At 57.4% G+C, this 13,386-nt stretch carries 17 protein-coding genes; 9 read left to right on the forward strand and 8 right to left on the reverse strand.

The annotated features are described in order from the left end of the window. Positions 1 to 51 precede the first annotated feature (51 nt). Positions 52 to 387 (forward strand): hypothetical protein, encoded by a 336-nt coding sequence (locus WNZ14_RS13420; RefSeq protein ID WP_342869150.1) that lies wholly within the window; start codon positions 52 to 54, stop codon positions 385 to 387. A gap of 157 nt (positions 388 to 544) precedes the next feature. Further along, positions 545 to 1,072, forward strand: coding sequence for a gamma carbonic anhydrase family protein (locus WNZ14_RS13425; RefSeq protein WP_342869151.1), 528 nt, complete (start codon positions 545 to 547; stop codon positions 1,070 to 1,072). Positions 1,073 to 1,271: 199 nt separating this feature from the next. On the opposite strand, the gene WNZ14_RS13430 is transcribed toward WNZ14_RS13425, so the two are convergent. Continuing rightward, positions 1,272 to 1,883 carry a transglutaminase-like cysteine peptidase gene (locus tag WNZ14_RS13430; protein ID WP_342869152.1) on the reverse strand — a complete coding sequence of 204 codons (612 nt, stop codon included), beginning with the start codon at positions 1,881 to 1,883 and terminating at the stop codon, positions 1,272 to 1,274. Positions 1,884 to 2,344: 461 nt separating this feature from the next. Here WNZ14_RS13430 and WNZ14_RS13435 point away from each other — a divergent pair, with 461 nt between their 5' ends. Together WNZ14_RS13435 and WNZ14_RS13440 are read left to right on the forward strand one after the other, a co-directional pair. Then, positions 2,345 to 3,328 (forward strand): DUF2156 domain-containing protein, encoded by a 984-nt coding sequence (locus tag WNZ14_RS13435; RefSeq protein WP_342869153.1) that lies wholly within the window; start codon positions 2,345 to 2,347, stop codon positions 3,326 to 3,328. A gap of 328 nt (positions 3,329 to 3,656) precedes the next feature. After that, a complete protein-coding gene (locus WNZ14_RS13440) occupies positions 3,657 to 4,400 on the forward strand; it encodes a hypothetical protein (protein ID WP_342869154.1) in 744 nt (247 codons plus the stop codon). A gap of 65 nt (positions 4,401 to 4,465) precedes the next feature. Here WNZ14_RS13440 and WNZ14_RS13445 read toward each other — a convergent pair whose 3' ends face one another. Continuing rightward, positions 4,466 to 5,077, reverse strand: a complete 612-nt coding sequence (locus WNZ14_RS13445) for a PilZ domain-containing protein (RefSeq protein WP_342869155.1) — start codon at positions 5,075 to 5,077, stop codon at positions 4,466 to 4,468. A gap of 87 nt (positions 5,078 to 5,164) precedes the next feature. After that, entirely contained in the window at positions 5,165 to 5,788 is a 624-nt protein-coding gene (locus WNZ14_RS13450) for a PAS domain-containing protein (RefSeq protein ID WP_342869156.1), read from the reverse strand. A 339-nt stretch (positions 5,789 to 6,127) separates the two neighbouring features. Here WNZ14_RS13450 and WNZ14_RS13455 point away from each other — a divergent pair, with 339 nt between their 5' ends. Both WNZ14_RS13455 and WNZ14_RS13460 read left to right on the forward strand, forming a co-directional pair. Further along, positions 6,128 to 6,850, forward strand: coding sequence for a rhomboid family intramembrane serine protease (locus tag WNZ14_RS13455; RefSeq protein ID WP_342869157.1), 723 nt, complete (start codon positions 6,128 to 6,130; stop codon positions 6,848 to 6,850). Between the two features lie 301 nt (positions 6,851 to 7,151). Next, positions 7,152 to 7,580, forward strand: coding sequence for a CBS domain-containing protein (locus WNZ14_RS13460; RefSeq protein ID WP_342869158.1), 429 nt, complete (start codon positions 7,152 to 7,154; stop codon positions 7,578 to 7,580). A 76-nt stretch (positions 7,581 to 7,656) separates the two neighbouring features. Here WNZ14_RS13460 and WNZ14_RS13465 read toward each other — a convergent pair whose 3' ends face one another. From WNZ14_RS13465 to folE, 3 genes are all read right to left on the reverse strand, one after another. Continuing rightward, positions 7,657 to 8,571, reverse strand: coding sequence for a patatin-like phospholipase family protein (locus WNZ14_RS13465; protein WP_342870230.1), 915 nt, complete (start codon positions 8,569 to 8,571; stop codon positions 7,657 to 7,659). 172 nt (positions 8,572 to 8,743) lie between these two features. Continuing rightward, the gene (gene hisI, locus WNZ14_RS13470; RefSeq protein ID WP_342869159.1) at positions 8,744 to 9,193 is read right to left on the reverse strand and encodes a phosphoribosyl-AMP cyclohydrolase; all 450 of its coding nucleotides are present in this window, start codon (positions 9,191 to 9,193) and stop codon (positions 8,744 to 8,746) included. A gap of 27 nt (positions 9,194 to 9,220) precedes the next feature. Then, the gene (gene folE / locus WNZ14_RS13475; protein ID WP_342869160.1) at positions 9,221 to 9,823 is read right to left on the reverse strand and encodes a GTP cyclohydrolase I FolE; all 603 of its coding nucleotides are present in this window, start codon (positions 9,821 to 9,823) and stop codon (positions 9,221 to 9,223) included. Positions 9,824 to 10,106: 283 nt separating this feature from the next. Between folE and WNZ14_RS13480 the strand changes: the two genes are divergently transcribed. Together WNZ14_RS13480 and yidD are read left to right on the forward strand one after the other, a co-directional pair. After that, complete coding sequence (locus tag WNZ14_RS13480; RefSeq protein ID WP_342869161.1) at positions 10,107 to 10,556, forward strand: iron-sulfur cluster assembly scaffold protein; 450 nt, start codon at positions 10,107 to 10,109, stop codon at positions 10,554 to 10,556. Beyond that, the gene (gene yidD / locus WNZ14_RS13485; protein ID WP_342869162.1) at positions 10,556 to 10,906 is read left to right on the forward strand and encodes a membrane protein insertion efficiency factor YidD; all 351 of its coding nucleotides are present in this window, start codon (positions 10,556 to 10,558) and stop codon (positions 10,904 to 10,906) included. The genes WNZ14_RS13480 and yidD overlap by 1 nt, the downstream gene beginning before the upstream one ends. 146 nt (positions 10,907 to 11,052) lie before the next feature. On the opposite strand, the gene WNZ14_RS13490 is transcribed toward yidD, so the two are convergent. Together WNZ14_RS13490 and WNZ14_RS13495 are read right to left on the reverse strand one after the other, a co-directional pair. Next, entirely contained in the window at positions 11,053 to 11,271 is a 219-nt protein-coding gene (locus tag WNZ14_RS13490; protein WP_342869163.1) for a hypothetical protein, read from the reverse strand. After that, complete coding sequence (locus tag WNZ14_RS13495) at positions 11,271 to 12,260, reverse strand: MFS transporter (protein ID WP_342869164.1); 990 nt, start codon at positions 12,258 to 12,260, stop codon at positions 11,271 to 11,273. The genes WNZ14_RS13490 and WNZ14_RS13495 overlap by 1 nt, the downstream gene beginning before the upstream one ends. Positions 12,261 to 12,452: 192 nt before the next feature. Between WNZ14_RS13495 and WNZ14_RS13500 the strand changes: the two genes are divergently transcribed. Then, positions 12,453 to 13,349, forward strand: a complete 897-nt coding sequence (locus WNZ14_RS13500; protein WP_342869165.1) for a LysR substrate-binding domain-containing protein — start codon at positions 12,453 to 12,455, stop codon at positions 13,347 to 13,349. The last annotated feature ends 37 nt before the right edge of the window (positions 13,350 to 13,386 follow it).

The following is a 13,386-nucleotide window of genomic DNA, read 5'->3' on the forward strand; positions in this document are numbered from 1 at the left end:
CTTGCTAGATGTCTTGACGAACCTCAACTCTGGACCGGGCATGGTTAACCAATGATTTATTCCCTCGACATTCTCGCATCGATTTTCGCAATGGCGACCGGGTTTGCCACCGCCTGGGTCGGTCTTGAGATCGTCCGGCTTGCCGGATGGCGTGAACCTGAACTTGCGGGAGTGCCTGCGCATCCTGTGCGGATCGGTGCCGAGCTGGCGTTGGCAGCCTTGGTGGGGCCACGGCTTCTGCTGATTAACGGCTTTCACAACTGGCGGGCCGGCATGGTTTCGCTGCCGCTTTATCTGGTTCTGGCGCTGATCGCTGCAGGCTGGTCAATGTGTTCAGGCGTCATCGTGCTGCAGATGGCTTTCGCGAGCGGCTATTTTCTGGCCTAGGAGTGCCGGTCGTGGTCGCCCTATAGGCTCTGATGGCAGTTGTTCGAAGCCTTAAGACCGTGTTTGTGGCTACAGCATCATAGGAACACCCGGACAAACGCTTTAAGAAGCCGTTGAGCTGCCTTTGGGCGCGGCGACGCAGAGAGAGGAAATGCAAATGGCGATTTACAGCCTGGATGGAAAACAGCCAAAGCTGCCTTCGGGTTTTTACTACGTGGCGGACAATGCGCAGGTTATCGGAAATGTCGTCCTGGAGGAGGGCGCCGGTATCTGGTTCGGTGCGGTTCTGCGCGGCGACAATGAAACGATTACGGTCGGTGAAGGCTCCAACATCCAGGAAAATTCCGTCCTGCATACGGATATTGGGTTCCCGCTGGTCATCGGCAAAGGCTGCACAATCGGCCATGCTGCCATCCTGCACGGCTGCACTATCGGCAACAACAGTCTGATCGGAATGGGTGCGACCGTGCTGAACGGTGCGAAGATTGGCGAAAATTGTCTGATTGGCGCAGGCGCGCTGGTCACCGAAGGCAAGGTCATTCCCGACAATTCCCTGGTTGTCGGATCGCCTGCGAAGGTGGTCAGAACGCTTGGCGCCGACACGGAGGCGATGCTGAAGCTTTCAGCCAGTCATTACGTCGAAAACGCAAAGCGTTTCGCCAAGGGTCTGACACGGATCGACTGAGGTCCGTTCACGTCCCCGCAGAAGAAAAGAATGAGCCGACCCCAGGGGACATTGGGGTCGGCTCAAGGCCTGGCCGTTTGCGGGGAAGCATGGGGACTCGACCAGAGCCTAACCCTGAACCAGACGCATTGTAGCGCCCGGTTCAATTATCTGTTGTCCGGGACGGCCCCCGCGGGCCTGGTGTCCGGGACGTGAACGTTCAGTTCTTGATGGTACCGACGTTGGTGGCGGAGCCCGGTCCGAGCTTGGTCCATCGCGCAGCATGCTCGGATGACTGGCGTTTGACGAAGGTGTATCCGGTTTCCGACCAGAGGCGGACATCGCCTCGCATGTTGTCGAGAATGTAGTCACCGTAGTCGGTTCGCACTGTCAGCACCGCATGGCCATCGCCATTGGGCTGGAGAACCACGGTGATCAGCAGATCGCTGGCGGAAAAACCCTTTTTCATCAGCATGTGCCGCTTAAGAAGCACATAATCTTCGCAGTCACCCACAGTACGTGGATATGACCAGAGTTCCTCGACGCCGTAAATGTTGAAATCGGTGTCCGGCCGGATGCTTTGGTTGACCCGTGTGTTGACCTCGAGCATCGTCGCCCATCGTTTTCGCGTGAGTGCCAGCGGACCGGGGTCCCGCCCGAGTGCCGTGCATTCATCTGGATAGGTCTTGCAGAATTCGAAGTGACCAATTGGCGGGTTTGTGTTGCCAGCGGCCACAAGGTTTGTAGGTGCAGCCACGGCTGCAGTGTTGAACGCGATTGCCAGGCCAAAGGCTGCAGCAAATTTCCCCAATACATGAATATGTTTGTACATTGTCTTGTTTCCCCGTTATGAGGCAACAATGACAGTCAGACTTTGAGATGCTGCAAAAAACAACAGTAGAAATAAGTACTTATTTGAGACTAATACAATTAAAACAAGTATAAAACTAGAATAAAATTGGCCTAAAACTAGAGTAAAATCTGCCTGCCTGCATTCAGATTTCGGCAACCATTCCCTCCCTGAGTCCATTGCCTGGCGGGAGCGTGTGCTCAAGCGGACGTTGACTGCGCCGCGCTGGCGCGAGAGGTGACACAGCTGTGCGTGACGGCTTGCGCAAAAAATGATAGCGTCGTTCAAGTCACCCGGTCTGGTTGCGGTCGAGGATTAAGCCGATCGGCCGGGATGGATTGTGCCGATTTGCGCAGAGCGAACTCAATTGAGCTTCCACCACACTATTGAAACGAAACTGTATCGCTATCCGGATTTGAGCTCCAACCCTCGTACAGGACGTTATGGAATGCATCTCAGAAGAAATCCGCCTCGGACTGTTGAAGCAGTACGGCAATTTTCCGATTGCGTATTCGGTCGCATTCCAGCCGGGTCTTCGCCATTTCGGGGATGAGAGGGGGTTCTTGGCATACAAGAAAGTGGGCAAGACTGCTTTCGTGCTTGGCAATCCGATTGCGAATCCGGGCCACCACGAAGCTCTCATCGATTCCTTTCTCGCCAAATATTCCGATGTTGTGTTCTGCCAGGCGTCTTTTGCAACGGCAGAAATTCTCTCGAAACGCTCGTTTTTCGTCAATGATTTCGGATGCGAGAGTATTGTCGACCTCAAGGCGTTTTCTTTCAGCGGACCGCGGCGCCGTAGCTATCGCACTGCTTCCAGCCGGTTGATTGAGCGTGGCTATCATGTGCGTGAGATGTCGGCGGGTGAGTTTAGCGCGGCCGATCTGCGCACCGTATCGGACGGGTGGAAAAGCACCAAGGTGACAAAGAACCGGGATATGCGTTTTCTTGTGCGTCCAATACAGCTCGCAGATGAACCCGGAGTACGCAAATTCTTCCTGCTCAACAAAGAAGGGGCGCCGGAAGGCTTTGCCGTTTTCGATCCTGTCTATGAAAACGGGCAGGTGACGGGTTATCTATCCACCACAAGGCGGTGGCTGCCGACATCTGATCCGCTCGCCGCCTATTTTATCGTGCGTACGGCGGTCGAGACGTTTCAGTCTGAAGGGGTTGCCGAGTTTCATCTTGGCCTTTCGCCATTTCACCGGATTGAGGACAAGAGTTTTGAGAAGAACTGGCTGGTTCGGCGCGGTTTTCGGTTCATTTACACCAACGAACTCAGCAACCGTTTCTTCTACCCATGGCAAAACCTTGCCAAGCACAAGGAGAGTTATGGTGGAAAGGAGCGTCAGACCTACTATGCGTTCAACACCTTGCCGAGTTTGCCGCGCCTTCTGAAATTGATCTGGGCTTGCCGGCTCGTCTAAGTAGGGCAGGGTCACCGTGTTGCGGGCAGTTGACGTTCAGAGTCAGCCGGAAAGCAGGGACGCTGCCCTTGTAAATGAATGGGGGCGGTGCCGCTTTTACTCTTCCCGGTCTGGCGGCCTGAGGTTTTTCAAGCGGCTTCTGAAATATATCCAAATTCTAACCATAATGTGATGCAGGACCTGCCCGCCAAGGCTTGTCGTGGGCGCGATCCGAATGCTACCGAGCAGCTTGATATGTGGCTGATCCAAAGCCTGCAGTACTTATGGGAGTCGTAGGCCGGTATGCCGGGCGAAACGCGGATACACACTTGGAAACACGGAGAATTGGATGCGCGGCCGCTATGTGAGCCTTTCCCCTGCACGCCGCCTGGTCGCGGACTACATGTGGTTTTCACGCGACCTGCCATTGGTGACCGTCGAAAGGCGCATTGATCTCGCAAGGCTGATAGAGGTGCGCCAGAACGCTGGCGATCGTCCGATATGGGCCTCGGCATTCGCAAAGGCGTTTGCCATGGTCTGCATGGAGGAGCCGCGGCTGCGTCGCGCCTATGTAAAACTGCCGTGGCCGAGTTTCTATGAATATGAGAGCACGGTCGCATCGATCATTCTCGAGCGGGAGCATGACGGCGAGGAGTCGTTGCTGTCCGCACTGGTCAAGAGCCCGGAGACCCTTCCACTTTCCGAGATAAGCCGAAGAGTGAGACATCTGGCGGCAAGCCCGGTTGCCGAGGTTCGCGAGTTCTCCCGCATGTTGCGCGTCGCTCGGTTGCCAAGGCCGCTGCGTCGATTGATCTGGTGGATCGTTCTTAATTGGGGCCGGCAGCGGGCCAACCATTTCGGAACCTTTCTTCTCACCTCCCTGATGAGCGAGAAGGGCATTTCCAAGCGCATCCTTTCGCCGCTGCCGGCGATCCTGACTTACGGCCTGTTCGATGCTGACGGCTCGATCGAAGTGCGGATGACCTTTGACCACCGGGTGATGGATGGCTTGGTGGCTGCGCGCGCTCTCGCCAGGCTCGAACAGATCCTGACCGGCCCGATCGTCGACGAGATTGCCGCGCAATCTGCTTGAGCCAACTTCACAAAAAAACCGGCCGCAAGGGGCCGGTTTGATAGAAGCCTCTGGTGGCGCTGAAACTACGACAACTGATCGATCGCGTCTTCGGGCTGAAGGGTCATGAACTCCATGGCGATGCCCTCCTGGAAATGCCGGACGACACGTCCGCGCATGTTGCCCAGCACGACCATGGTGCCGAAAGCGGGACGAACATCAATTTCAACCGCAGCGCCTGAAACCGACAGGTCAATGATCCGGCATGGATAGCGTCGTCCGTCGTCAAGGCGGATTTCAGAGACCGGATTGCTTGGCGACACGCGTTCATGTCGACGGTCTTCCGGCAGGCCGAGCTCATGCTTGTTGGCGAGCCAGGTCAACTGTGCGGAAAGCTTGTCGCGTTTGCGATCGGTGGCGTTCAGGGAAATGGTGAAAGAGCGGATGCCCGTTGCAGTCACCTTGCCCTCGATGCGGCCAATGTAGTCGACATATGCAACAATCCGTTCGCCCTCTTCCGGACGGATGCCGCAGGATATCACCGCGTCGAAAGGCGACATCGAGTCTACGATGCAATCGTGTTCGGAGTGGTCCGCACGCATGAAGCGGCCCTGGACCGATATGGTCACGCGATGGAACTTCCGTTCCCCGGAGTCATTCGTGTCGGAAGAGTGCGATGCGGAAGTAGCGGTCAACATGAGAGCCTTGTTGAATCTCTAGAGAATAGGGCCTCATGTTAGTCAGGGTAATATTAACATTGGGTAAGCGTAGCGCGCATTTGCCCGTTAATCGCGACGGCCTCCGTCGAGCACAACCAGATGGGCGACTTTCTTGCGGTTCTGGCCGAAAGCCTCGGCAAAATTGCGGGGCGTCGGCAATCTGATTTCCGGGCGGTTTGCAAGAAACACAGGCTCGCGCGCCTGATCGATAAAGCGGATTCCGGTCGAGGAAAAACCCACAACGGGTTCATGGCCGACCCAGTAGGGCTGGTCAAAGATCGAAAGCAATCCAATCAACCTGTCATTGAGGCCACTTGGTCCGGTGATCGGGAGCAAAAGCATCTCGGCTTGCGCCACCCGTCCGCCCTGGCTGAGACAATCAAGTGACAGAACGGCAGGTGTTGCGCCAGTGGCGACAGATGCCCCTGTGCGACCGGCATTTCGAACGCCATCGGCGAGCCAAAGCGAAGCAAAAGCCGATCCCTTCAATTCCCGTCCATGGAGCGCGCACAGGGCGGTGCCAGCGAGACGAAAGTTCAACTGGCCGTCAGCGGACAGATCGCAAATGAAGACATGCGGCAAAAGGGTGCGAATGTCAGCGGGTTCGATGTCGGTTCTGCTCGGAGCGGTGCGGGCCCCACGTTTTTCGGTCCAGTAATCGAAGAGTTCGAAGCTGTTTTTATGTTTCATCTTGTCGCCACCATTGTTTCAGGTTGCGGTTTCCGTCCCGGCATGTGCCGTTTTGGCGCACTCGCGTTCGGAAAACCGGTTTTGGCTTTAACAATGCGAAAACCATGCCACGGCGCGGCGTTAAGGTTAATTTTCAGTTGGGATTGCAGGCCGTGCGGCGGCGTGCCATCTTGGGTCATCAGTTCTTGAAGGGAATTCCTTCAGCACAATTCGGACGAGGGGACTCGGCCAGCCGTTCGCACATCGCGAGCGGCTTTTTTTTGCCCGACGGTTGCCAGTCTGCGGCGCGGGTTCTACTGCTCGGCTGACCAAATTCAGCAGATAAGAAAGCGCTTTCGCATGAGCCAGGACCACGACGTCAGAGAGCCCGCTCCGCAAAGGCCCGGAAACGAGCCGGTTTTCAATCTGCCGAATGTTGTTCTGGCGATGTTGCTGCTGATGCTGGCCATACAGGTTGCCATCGACTCGCTGCTGCCACAGGCGGCGGTGCTGGAGATCTTCCTGCAAACAGCTTTTATCCCGCAGCGCTACGCCGTTGATATTGCTGGGCAGGCCGGTCCCTATTTCTGGTCACCCTTTACCTATTCGCTGCTTCATGGCGGCTACACGCATCTGGCGCTCAATTCGTTCTGGCTTGCGGCCTTTGGTGCGGTTGTAGCGCGCCGCATCGGCTGGGTCCGGTTCCTTGTCTTCTGGATGCTGAGCGCTCTTGCGTCGGCTGCTCTTTTTCTCGCGTTCCACTGGGGTGAGCAGACCGTCATGGTTGGCGCATCCGGCGTCGTTTCGGCGCTGATGGGAGCGGCTGCCCGCTTTGCCTTTGGCGATGGTGGCGGATTCAGACGCGATCAGGCTCACCTCAACCGCAGACTGAGTGTCGCCCAGTCACTCCGCAATCGCACGGTTTTCGGTTTTCTCGTGGTCTGGTTCGGCATCAATATGCTGACTGCAGTTGGATTTTCATTCGACATCACAGACTCGGCCATTGCCTGGGAGGCCCATGTTGGTGGTTTCCTCTTCGGATTCCTGGCGTTTTCGCTGTTTGATCCGATTGAACCGCGCTGAAAAACTCTTCCGTTTCGCACCGCCGCTGATCGTTACTGGTTTCAAAGCCTTGGCAAGGTCTGGCGATTCTCTTTCAAGACTAGGTTCAGATGGACTTTTTTCAGGCTTCGGGTGGATCGCAGTTTGATGCTGTTCACCACAACATGTCGCTTTTTGTGACAGCAGGGCCGGGTTTGGGTCAGCGATGTCTGGGCAGGGTCGCCGAGGGTTGCAAACACCGTGCTTCGAGCGCACCATATGGTCGGTTTTCAGGCGTTTGGGAGCGTCTGTGAATGGAGGCAATGTGCGGAAGGAGGATTGAATGACTGTTAAACAGATACTCGCCCAGAAGGGTCGCGAAGTCGTCACAGTGAGCCCGACGATGGGCACAGATGAAGCAGTGCGTTTTCTGGCTGAAAACAAGATTGGCGCCGTGGTTGTCACCGGTGCCGGCGGCAAGATTGCCGGCATTCTATCGGAGCGCGATATCGTTCGTGTGGTGGCATCGAAAGGGGCTGATGCTCTGGGGATGCCAATTTCCGCGATCATGACCGCCAAGGTGACGACCTGCGGCGAGGACCACACGGTCAATCAGGTCATGGAATTGATGACCAATGGCAGGTTCCGGCATTTGCCGGTCGAGAGCAACGGGACTTTGATCGGGATTATTTCAATCGGCGACGTGGTGCGCAGGCGGATTGAAGATGTCGAGCGAGAGGCCGAAGAGATCAAGGCTTACATCGCCAGCTGAACGCTTTGTTCCAACATGATTTATGCGGCCGGGTCGATGCTTGTGTCGACCCGGGTTGGCGTTGTGCAGTCACGGTTCAGAGCGGTGCCAGAATGGCCTGCATGCGCATGATTTCGCCCAGCTTGGCTGAAGCTTCCTGATAGCCGCGATCGATGGCTTCGCTGGCGCGATGGAATTCCGACAAACCGATATCCGCCAGTCTTGGATGCAGCGAGAGATCAGGTGGGTCACCGGCAAGGCGCGCACGCGAAATCCGGTCCTGAATGATGTTGAAGGCCTGGACCATGACGGAGGTCATGCCAATGCGGCTTTCGCGCGGTTTCTGGCGACGCTCGGGACCTTCGTGGGCCGGTACCGGTTCGCTGGCCGTATGTTTGATGACTGCCGAGCGACCGTAGAGGTCGTAATGCAGATTGACTGCAACCACCAACGGCTGCTCGTGGGCGCGGCAGACCGAAACCGGGACCGGATTGACCAGCGCGCCATCAAGCAGAACCCTGTTGTTGCAGCGTACCGGTTCGAAAATGCCCGGCAGCGCATAGGATGCGCGAATGCCTGTGATCAGCGATCCGGACGAAATCCAGACTTCGTGGCCGGTGTTGAGTTCTGCGGCAACCGCCACAAAGGTCCGGTCGAGGTCTTCAATGTTGACGCCGATCAGGTGTTCCTGCATCCGGTCATTGAGCCGCATGCCGCCGAAAAGGCCGCCGCCGCCGATGGCAAAATCCAGCAAGCCGGCAATGCGCCGCATGGTCAGGCTGCGGGCGAAGATTTCCAGCTCGTCAAGACGTCCAGCCAGATAGCAGCCTCCCACCAGCGCGCCGATGGAGGTTCCGGCGATCATGGAGACCTCGACGCCAGCTTCATCAAGCGCTCGAAGCACACCGATATGCGCCCAACCGCGTGCGGCTCCGCCGCCCAGCGCAAGGGCAATCTTGGGTTTTTGTGGTGGTACGTGTTGCATCCCGCCTACCGGTGTCATTGCCATCATGTCGCCGGTGTCGGCGGAAGATACTGGCTCTGTGTTACGGCCCATGTTCCAGTTCAGCATTTTCGGGTCCTTCCCCACTGAACACTCCCCCAGCGTTCTCAGTGATGACACCAGATTTGGGTTGCCAATTTGTGAAGGAAGCAAGCAAATGCTTTAAAATGGTGCAGCTTGCCTAATGATCGGTATACACAGAGGCCGGGTCAAAAAGCGGTTCGGAATCGATTTCAAGGCAGATATTGCCCTCGCTGGTGACGACCTTGCGATAGAAGCATGAGCGTCGGCCCGTGTGACAGGTCGCATCCGCGCCGCTGACACGCACCTTGAGCAAAACGGCGTCCTGATCGCAGTCAACGCGGATTTCATCCACCATCTGCAGATTGCCCGACGTCTCGCCCTTTTTCCAGAGCTGATTGCGTGAGCGGCTCCAGTAATGCGCCACACCGGTTTCAATTGTCAGTCGCAGCGCTTCGTCATTCATGTGTGCCAGCATCAGGACCGCATTGTCGCGGCTGTCAGTAACCACGGCCGTGACCAGGCCGTTGGCATCGAACCTAGGCGTAAGATCCGCGCCATCTTCAAGCGCGGATTTGTCAGCCGGTGCGGATTCTAATGAAGTCGTCATGAGTACCCCTCAAATCGGGATTCTCTCTCAACCCCGGATCAATGTCATGAAGCGGACCTGCTCGTGCGGATCCGACTTGAACGCGCCTGTAAAGGTCGTGGTGATGGTTGTCGAGCCTTGCTTCTTGATGCCGCGCATGGCCATGCACATGTGCTCGGCCTCGATCATCACCGCGACACCACGCGGATGCAGCGCGTCGTCAATGGAATGGGCTACCTGGGCGGTCATGGTTTCCTGGGTTTGCAGCCTGCGGCCGAAAATCTCGACCACGCGGGCAATTTTCGACAGTCCCAGTACCTTGCCGTCGGGCAGGTAGGCGACATGGGCCTTGCCGATAATCGGAACCATGTGGTGTTCGCAGTGTGAAAAGAAGGGGATGTCCTTGACCAGAACGATGTCGTCATAGCCTGCGACTTCCTCAAAGGTGCGGCCGAGCTCTTCCTCTGCGTCCTGCTCGTAGCCGGAGAACAGCTCCTTGTAGGCCTTGACCACGCGCTTTGGCGTGTCCAGCAAACCTTCGCGGGTGATGTCATCGCCAGCCCAGCGCAAAAGCGTGCGCACTGCTGCTTCCGCTTCGGCTTCTGTCGGGCGTTTGTCTTTGTCGTTCAAGCTGTTGACGATCGCATCCATATTCGTGGTCTCCGTAGGGAATTGCACCCTTTACGTTGTTCGCATTCAATCGGACCACGCACTCCGACAATTTTGCGGCACTGCCGCATTCCTGTCGAGCGGGCTCCGGGGCTTTCGGGCGCAAACCCTCCTGCACGGTCTCCCTAGGCGCAAGGCAAACAGGTTTTGCCGAACGACTGATAGGCACTATATAGTGTTCATGAGGCGCGCGTCGAGATGCGATACCGTCAACTCTTGCCGCAGGCCGAATGCCAATTGACGAAGCGTGGAAAGGTCCGAAGTGATGATCGATGATGTATATAATGCCCGGATCCTGGATTTCGCAGGCAACATTCCGCGGATTGGCACGCTTGAAAATGCCGATGCGGAAGCCTCTGCGCACTCGAAACTGTGTGGCTCGAAGGTCAAGGTCTGGCTGAAGATGGACGGTGACGAGGTCGCCGACTTCGCCCAGGACGTCAAGGCCTGCGCACTTGGGCAGGCGTCGTCGTCGATCATGGCGCGCAATATCATCGGTGCAAGTGCGGATGAACTGCGCGAGGTGCGTGAAACCATGCGCATGATGCTCAAGGAAAACGGCCCGGCGCCGGAAGGTCGCTTTGCCGATCTCAAGTTCCTGGAGCCTGTCCGTGACTACCGTGCGCGGCACGCCTCGACACTTCTGACCTTTGATGCCGTGGTTGATTGCCTTGACCAGATCGACGCCCGCAAGGCCAAGGAAGACGCCGCCTGATGAACGCCTCTGCCGCCGGTCGCAACTGGGCCGGCCCCTGGCGCAAGACGCCGGGCCGGGTTCTTGGCACCGGGCTGGTGCGCCTGTATCAACTCACGCTGTCCGGCTTCATCGGCAATTCCTGCAGGCATCTGCCGACCTGTTCCGAATATGGCTATGAAGCAATCGCCCGCCACGGCCTGTGGAAGGGCGGCTGGCTGGCGCTGTTCCGGGTCGGACGCTGCGGCCCGGGCGGAACCAACGGCATCGACAATGTTCCGGTTGAGCTCGATGCGCGGCTGGTCTGGTGGGCGCCGTGGCGGTTCGTCACAGCTGGCAGAAAGTGCGATCATTCGGGACACGGTGCCTAATGGATCGAAACACAGGAGTTCCATTGATTGTGTCGGCTCGATTGCGCTTTGCGCTTATCTTATTGATAAATTGATCCGGCAGCACGCCTGCGAGTGGCTCGAAACGTTGTGCCACTCGCATGTGTAATACAGCGCTGATTTTCTAGTTAGGCCGCAGCGGATACGCTTCTTCTGCTCAGGTGGGCCACGAACGGAACAGCGACGATGCCGCAGATCGCAATCGCAGCAGCATTGTATCCCAGGCTCGCGACACCGAAGCCGTTGATGGCCGCTGCCCCGATGATTGCGCCGAAGCCGATTCCCGCGTTCGCCATTGAGACATTGAGCGTTCCAGCAAGTGCTTGCGCATGGCGCGCGGCACCCATCACCCGGACCTGGCAGATGGGATAAAGTGCGGTGTTGGCAAATCCCCAGACTGCGAGTGCTGTGCCCAGCCAAAAATGATTGCGGCCAGTGGGACTGTGGCTGTCATTGCGATGGCCAGCACAACCAGAGCCGCAAGCGTCGCCCGGAACGGGTCTCGCCCGACCATGTAGCCGCCGACCCAGTTGCCAACAAGACCAACAAGACCGAAACCCATGAGCCACCATCCGACAGCGCCCGGTGCGATGCCTGCCACCTGCTCCAGGAGATCGGCGAGGTAGGTGTAGGACGTGAACATTGCGGTGAAGACGACCACGGACAGCGCCAGATTTGCTACGAACGCGGCATCCCTGAAGATGTGTAGTTGCTCGCCAAGCCGCATTTTTTTGCGTTCGGGCAATTGCGGCATCACGACGAACAGAAGCACCGCCATCGCCAGCGACATGACAGACAACCCCCAGAATTTACCGCGCCAGCCGAAAGCGTCACCGGCGAGTGTCCCGAGCGGGATGCCGAGGACCATCGCTCCGGCAATACCCATGTAAACATTCGACACTGCCTTCGCTGCTCGCTCGGGCCCTGCGATCACCGCTGTCGTCTCGCTCGCGGTTCCCCAAAAGACCGGCAAGGCAATCGCGGGAGGGAATCGACCAAGTCCGAGCACCCAGATATTCGGTGCGACCGCTGCCAGGGCATTCGACCCGGCGAAGATAAGCAGGATTATGACGAAAAGCCGCTTGCGATCAAAGTGAGACAGCAGGGCGGTTAGGACGGTTCCGAACAGCATCACGGTGAACCCGAACAGCGTCACCGGCCAGCCTGCTGTTGATACCGATATATCGAGATCGCGCGCAAGGCTGGGAAGAAGGCCGACGATGATGAATTCGGTCGTGATAATCACGAATGCTGACACGGCAAGCAGAATGACCGCAGGCGCAGTGTCGCCGGGCTTCGCGGCGCTCGTCGGCACGCATTGCGATTTGGCACTCATCGACTGACACCGTGCTGGGACTTTGGTGCCGGGGACACCTGACGCGAGTACGCCAGGCGGGAAAAATCAATTGAATATAGGATACTAGCCACGGTGGCTTCGGGATCTGATTGCAACACAGCCTTCCCTAGCAACAATGGCTGTGAGGATTCATAAGCTGCAATTCCGATCACAACGGAGAGAAAGTTGCCAATGGCGGATCCGGTAGACAGTCTTGCCTCAATACGAGCTTTCGTCGCAGCGGCCGATAGCCGAAGCTTCAAGATAGCAGGGCAGAGCCTTGGTGTGTCCTCATCGGCGATCGGCAAGGCGGTTGCGCGACTGGAAGGACAGCTTTCAACCAGCCTCTTTCACCGCACCACGCGGACAATCTCGCTGACCGATGCTGGCAATCTCTTTCTGATTCGTGCCCGGCGCATGCTCGATGAACTGAGCGAAGGAGAAGCGGAGCTGGCGGAAGCGTCTGGCAGCCCGCGCGGCAGATTGCGCGTCAGCCTGCCGCTGACGGGGACTTTTTTCACAAAGGCGCTTGCGGCATATACCTCCAGTTATCCTCTCGTGGAATTGGAGCTGGACTATAGCGACCGCCTGATTGACGTGACCGAAGAAGGATTCGACGTTGTGATCCGAACGGGTGAAACGGGCGACACGCGCCTGCTGCACAAGACACTCGGAAGGTTCGGCTGGCGGCTGGTTGCTTCCCCCGCCTATGTCGCCAGACGTGGAGCGCCGGATACCGTTGAGGACCTTTCCCACCATGTCTGCCTCCGGCAGCGTTTTTCGTCAGGGCGTGTTGCCCCATGGCCTCTGCAGTCTTCGCCGAGCCAAGGGATACCTTTCAGCCTGGTGACGAGCGTAATTGACCCGTTGCTCGATCTCGCCCTTGCCGGAGCAGGTATTGCGTCTTTTCCTGAATTTCTTGTGCGGGAAGCCCTCTCCAACGGAGACCTCGTGCCGATTTTCGACGCGAAAATCGAGCAGACAAGTGTCCTGACCATGCTTTGGCCGGCCAGCCGCTTTCGAGTGCCGAAGGTTCGAACGTTCGTGGACTGCATTGCAGAGCAAATCGGAATGGAGATGGGGGGCTAGAGCACCCTGCGCAAAATGCGGCTGACAAAGGTCGTTC

The organism is Hoeflea sp. AS60 (assembly GCF_038900115.1).
Classification (GTDB): domain Bacteria; phylum Pseudomonadota; class Alphaproteobacteria; order Rhizobiales; family Rhizobiaceae; genus Hoeflea.

What these genes read in the sequence shown, in the direction of transcription:
- WNZ14_RS13420 (WP_342869150.1), top strand. Translation starts at nt 52, where the DNA reads ATGATTTATTCCCTCGACATTCTCGCATCGATTTTCGCAATGGCGACC.
- WNZ14_RS13425 (WP_342869151.1), top strand. Translation starts at nt 545, where the DNA reads ATGGCGATTTACAGCCTGGATGGAAAACAGCCAAAGCTGCCTTCGGGT.
- WNZ14_RS13430 (WP_342869152.1), bottom strand. Translation starts at nt 1,883, where the DNA reads ATGTACAAACATATTCATGTATTGGGGAAATTTGCTGCAGCCTTTGGC.
- WNZ14_RS13435 (WP_342869153.1), top strand. Translation starts at nt 2,345, where the DNA reads ATGGAATGCATCTCAGAAGAAATCCGCCTCGGACTGTTGAAGCAGTAC.
- WNZ14_RS13440 (WP_342869154.1), top strand. Translation starts at nt 3,657, where the DNA reads ATGCGCGGCCGCTATGTGAGCCTTTCCCCTGCACGCCGCCTGGTCGCG.
- WNZ14_RS13445 (WP_342869155.1), bottom strand. Translation starts at nt 5,077, where the DNA reads ATGTTGACCGCTACTTCCGCATCGCACTCTTCCGACACGAATGACTCC.
- WNZ14_RS13450 (WP_342869156.1), bottom strand. Translation starts at nt 5,788, where the DNA reads ATGAAACATAAAAACAGCTTCGAACTCTTCGATTACTGGACCGAAAAA.
- WNZ14_RS13455 (WP_342869157.1), top strand. Translation starts at nt 6,128, where the DNA reads ATGAGCCAGGACCACGACGTCAGAGAGCCCGCTCCGCAAAGGCCCGGA.
- WNZ14_RS13460 (WP_342869158.1), top strand. Translation starts at nt 7,152, where the DNA reads ATGACTGTTAAACAGATACTCGCCCAGAAGGGTCGCGAAGTCGTCACA.
- WNZ14_RS13465 (WP_342870230.1), bottom strand. Translation starts at nt 8,571, where the DNA reads ATGATGGCAATGACACCGGTAGGCGGGATGCAACACGTACCACCACAA.
- hisI (WP_342869159.1), bottom strand. Translation starts at nt 9,193, where the DNA reads ATGACGACTTCATTAGAATCCGCACCGGCTGACAAATCCGCGCTTGAA.
- folE (WP_342869160.1), bottom strand. Translation starts at nt 9,823, where the DNA reads ATGGATGCGATCGTCAACAGCTTGAACGACAAAGACAAACGCCCGACA.
- WNZ14_RS13480 (WP_342869161.1), top strand. Translation starts at nt 10,107, where the DNA reads ATGATCGATGATGTATATAATGCCCGGATCCTGGATTTCGCAGGCAAC.
- yidD (WP_342869162.1), top strand. Translation starts at nt 10,556, where the DNA reads ATGAACGCCTCTGCCGCCGGTCGCAACTGGGCCGGCCCCTGGCGCAAG.
- WNZ14_RS13490 (WP_342869163.1), bottom strand. Translation starts at nt 11,271, where the DNA reads ATGGGTGCCGCGCGCCATGCGCAAGCACTTGCTGGAACGCTCAATGTC.
- WNZ14_RS13495 (WP_342869164.1), bottom strand. Translation starts at nt 12,260, where the DNA reads ATGAGTGCCAAATCGCAATGCGTGCCGACGAGCGCCGCGAAGCCCGGC.
- WNZ14_RS13500 (WP_342869165.1), top strand. Translation starts at nt 12,453, where the DNA reads ATGGCGGATCCGGTAGACAGTCTTGCCTCAATACGAGCTTTCGTCGCA.